General features: G+C 72.4%; 5 protein-coding genes and 1 pseudogene. 1 reads left to right on the plus strand and 5 read right to left on the minus strand.

Annotation, left to right across the window (positions count from 1 at the left end; translation table 11 throughout):
* The 3 genes from ACTIR_RS0100525 to fabG form a co-directional block, all read right to left on the minus strand.
* Positions 1 to 546: ferrochelatase (locus ACTIR_RS0100525; RefSeq protein WP_026452825.1), on the minus strand; the 546-nt coding region annotated here is incomplete at its 3' end.
* Between the two features lie 81 nt (positions 547 to 627).
* Complete coding sequence (gene fabI, locus ACTIR_RS0100530) at positions 628 to 1,395, minus strand: enoyl-ACP reductase FabI (protein ID WP_007026699.1); 768 nt, start codon at positions 1,393 to 1,395, stop codon at positions 628 to 630.
* Positions 1,396 to 1,474: 79 nt separating this feature from the next.
* Positions 1,475 to 2,179 carry a 3-oxoacyl-ACP reductase FabG gene (gene fabG, locus ACTIR_RS0100535; RefSeq protein ID WP_007026700.1) on the minus strand — a complete coding sequence of 235 codons (705 nt, stop codon included), beginning with the start codon at positions 2,177 to 2,179 and terminating at the stop codon, positions 1,475 to 1,477.
* A gap of 184 nt (positions 2,180 to 2,363) precedes the next feature.
* Here fabG and ACTIR_RS0100540 point away from each other — a divergent pair, with 184 nt between their 5' ends.
* Complete coding sequence (locus tag ACTIR_RS0100540; protein WP_007026701.1) at positions 2,364 to 2,831, plus strand: tRNA (cytidine(34)-2'-O)-methyltransferase; 468 nt, start codon at positions 2,364 to 2,366, stop codon at positions 2,829 to 2,831.
* 27 nt (positions 2,832 to 2,858) lie between these two features.
* Here the strand turns inward: ACTIR_RS0100540 and ACTIR_RS0100545 are convergent, their stop codons facing one another.
* Complete coding sequence (locus ACTIR_RS0100545; RefSeq protein WP_026452826.1) at positions 2,859 to 3,839, minus strand: VWA domain-containing protein; 981 nt, start codon at positions 3,837 to 3,839, stop codon at positions 2,859 to 2,861.
* Positions 3,836 to 3,986, minus strand: a pseudogene (locus tag ACTIR_RS25655) (DUF58 domain-containing protein); the annotation flags it as partial. The gene ACTIR_RS0100545 and the pseudogene ACTIR_RS25655, both read right to left, overlap by 4 nt.

The following is a 3,986-nucleotide window of genomic DNA, read 5'->3' on the forward strand; positions in this document are numbered from 1 at the left end:
CAGGGGCACCGAGTGCGCGGTGAACACCAGCCGGGCCCCCGGGTCCCCGAGCCGCTCGTAGGCGGCGCGCACCCCGTCGGCCAGCGCCCCGACGAACAGCGGGTGGTCGAAGAAGTGCCGTAGCTTGCGCAGGTGCGGCGCCCGCTCCCCCACGGCGGCACGGGCACGGGCGATGTCCTCGTCGTACTGCCGGCACGCGGAGTAGCCGCCGTAGGCGCTGGTGGCGAACACCAGGGCGTTGCGCACGCCGTCGTCGGCCATGCGCGCCACGGTGTCCTCCACCATCGGGTGCCAGTTGCGGTTGCCGAAGTACACCGGCAGGGACAGGCCCTGTTCGGCCAGTTCCCGCTCCACCGCCGCGATCGCCTCCCGGTTCAACCGGTTGATCGGCGACACGCCCCCGAACCGGTGGTAGTGCTCGGCGACCTCCTCCAGCCGTTCCCGGGGCACGCCCCGCCCCCGCGTGACGTTCTCCAGGAACGGCAGAACCTCGTCCTCGCCCTCGGGCCCTCCGAAGGACAACCACAGCAACGCGTCGTAGTTCACGCCGCTCATCCTCCCGCCGCCGCGGGGCACCCGCAGAGTCGGGTCCCCCGCGGGGGATCTTGGATCACACGCGGGTGCGGCTCACTGTCCGGTGGCGTGCACCCCACCGTCCACCATGATCATCGAGCCGGTGGTGGCGGGCAGCCAGTCGGACAGCACCGCGCAGATGCTCTTCGCCACCGGCTCGGGGTCGGTCGTGTCCCAGCCCAGCGGGGCGCGGTCGCCCCAGCCGTCCTCCAGCTCGGTGAAGCCGGGGATCGACTTGGCGGCCATCGTCTTCATCGGACCCGCCGACACGAGGTTGACCCGTACACCGTGTTCGCCCAGCTCGCGGGCCAGGTAGCGGTTCACCGACTCCAGCGCCGCCTTCGCCACGCCCATCCAGTTGTAGGCGGGCCAGGCCACGCGGGCGTCGAAGTCCATCCCCACCACCGACGACCCGCGGGTGAGCAGCGGCAGCACCGCCTTGGCGACCGACTTGTACGAGTGGGCCGAGATCTCCACGGCCGTGGAGACGTCCTCGGCGGGCGCGTCCAGGAAGGGCGCGCCGAGGCAGCTCGGCGGCGCGTACGCGATCGAGTGCAGCACCCCGTCGAGCCCGTCGACGTGCGCCCCGACCCGGTCGGCCAGCGTGGACAGGTGCTCGGGGTTCTGCACGTCGAGTTCGAGCACCGGCGCCGGTTCCGGCAGCCGCTTCGCGATCCGCTCGACCAGCGACAGCCGGCCGAATCCGGTGAGCACCACCGTGGCGCCCTGTTCCTGGGCGGCCCTGGCCGCGTGGAACGCCAGCGACGCGTCGGTGATCACCCCGGTGATCAGCAGTCGCTTCCCTTCGAGCAGTCCGGACACCAGTCCTCCAAGTCGGTGAGAGTCGGGAAAGTGGGGCGCGGCCCCCGCACCGCGCGCGGGAGCGGTGGGTGGTGGCCGGTCAGTGCCCCATGCCGAGCCCGCCGTCGACGGGCAGCACCGCGCCGTTGACGTAGCCGGCCTCGTCGGAGGCGAGGAACCGCACCGCGTGCGCGACCTCGGAGACCTCGCCGTAGCGGCCCGCGGGGATCCGGTCCAGCGCGGCCTGCCGCTGTTCGTCGGAGAGCTCGTCGGTCATGTCGGTGACGACGAATCCGGGGCTGACGACGTTGGCGGTGATGCCCCGCGAGCCCAGCTCGCGCGTCAGCGAGCGGGCGAGCCCGACCAGGCCGGCCTTGCTGGCCGCGTAGTTCACCTGGCCCGCACCGCCGGCGAGACCGACCACCGAGGACAGGAACACGAACCGCCCCCACCGGGCCCGCAGCATCCCCCGGGAGGCGCGTTTGGCCACCCGGTAGGCACCGCTGAGGTTGGCATCCACCACCCGGGTGAACTGGTCCTCGCTCATCCGCATCAGCAGCGTGTCGTCGTTCATGCCCGCGTTCGACACCAGCACCTCGACCGGCCCCTGGTGCTGTTCGACCTGCTTGAAGGCGGTGTCGACCTGTTCGGCGTCGGTGACGTCGGCCTCGACACCGAACAGCCCCTCGGGCGCGCCGGAGCCCCGGTGGGTCACCGCGACGCTGTGCCCGGCGTCGGCGAGGTTCCGCGCGATCGCCAGACCGATACCGCGGTTGCCTCCTGTGACCAGTACGGACCGTCCCACGTGCCTCTCCTCGCGCCGGTGATGCGATGTCTGTCCGCGCCGAGGTTATCCGTTCGCCCCCGGCGCGCACGTCCGGGATCCGTCCGCCGCGCCCACCGGGGGCCACCTCCACCGGCCGCGGCGGCACCCGGCAGGATCGGAACCCGCCAGGACGCACCCACACCACGGAGGGACGGCGGAGGTCGTGTTCCGGATCGTGTTCTACCAGCCCGAGATCCCGCCGAACACCGGCAACGCGATCCGGCTCGCCGCCAACACCGGCAGCGAACTGCACCTCGTCGAACCGCTGGGCTTCTCCATGGCGGACAAGTACCTGCGCCGGGCCGGGCTGGACTACCACGACCTGGCCCACGTCCGGGTGCACCCGGACCTGGACAGCACCTGGCGGGCGCTGGACCCGGCGCGGGTGTTCGCCTTCACCACGCAGGCGCACCGGCGCTACACCGACGTCGCCTACACGGCCGGGGACGTGCTGCTGTTCGGGCCCGAGTCGGTCGGGCTGCCCCACGAGGTGCTCGACGACCCGCGGATCACCGACCGGCTGCGGCTGCCCATGCTGGCGTCGTCGCGGTCGCTGAACATCACCAACACCGCCTCGATCGCGGTCTACGAGGCGTGGCGCCAGCACGGGTTCCCCGGCGCGGCCGGGTGAACCACCGCCCCGCCGCGCCGGGACCGGTCACGGCAGCCGCTGCCCGATCAGCAGGGAACTGCCCGCGGCCGCGAGGAGCGTGAGCGTGCCCAGCACCACCCACGGACGGGAGGCCTCGACCTCCTCGGTCTCGTACCCGATCTGCTCGCCCAGGTCGGCGTAGACCTGCCGGAGCTGTTCGGCGGTGGCCGCCTTGTAGAAGTCGCCGCCGGACAGCCGGGCGATCTCCCGCATCGACGAGTCGTCCACCTCGACGGGCACCTGCTGTCCCTCGATCTCCACGGTGCCGTAGGAGGTGCCGAACGAGATCGTCGTGATCGGGATGTCCTTCTGCTCGGCGGCGCCAGCGGCGGTGTAGGCGCCGCGGGGTGCGTACTCGTCCTGCGGGACGGTCTGCTTGCCGTCGGTCATCAGCACGATCCGGGCGGGTGGGGGTCCCTCGGCCCCGCCGACGACGGCGGAGAAGCTCTCGATCGACTGGAGCGCGGCGAAGATGCCCTCCCCGGTCGCGGTGGACTGGGCGAGCTTGAGGTTGTCGATGGCCTCGACGACACCGGCGCGTTCGGTGGTCGGGGCCACCAGCACGGTGGCGGTGCCGGCGAAGGAGATCAGCCCGAGGTTGACCCCCGGGGTGAGCCCGTCGGCGAACGACTGCGCGGCGTCCTGTGCGGCGCGCAACCGGGTGGGTTCGACGTCGGTGGCCTCCATGGACAGCGAGGTGTCCATCACCAGCATCACCGTGGCGCGGTTTCGGGGCACCTGTTGTTCGGCCGTCGGCCCGGCCAGGGCGACGGTGAGCAGCGTCAGCGACACCACCAGCAGCACGGCGGGCACGTGCCGCACCCGGCCGGGGCGCCGCGGGGCCACCCGGTCGAGCAGTTCCAGGTTGGTGAACCGCATGGTGTGTCTGCGCCGCGCCCGCACGGCCAGCACGTATCCGACCGCGACCGCGGCGACCAGGATCAGCAGCAGGAACCACCACGGCGAGGTGAAGCCGGAGATGCTCATGAGGCCGCCCCCGACCATCCGCGCTTGCGGGCCACGGCGAACCGGACGGTGTCGGCGATCCAGTCGGAGTCGGTGCGCAGCACCAGGTGTCCGGCACCCGCCTGCCGGATCGCGCGCGCCACCTCGGCGCGGTGGGCCTGCGCGGCG

It is taken from the genome of Saccharomonospora iraqiensis subsp. iraqiensis (genome assembly GCF_000430445.1).
Classification (GTDB): domain Bacteria; phylum Actinomycetota; class Actinomycetes; order Mycobacteriales; family Pseudonocardiaceae; genus Saccharomonospora; species Saccharomonospora iraqiensis.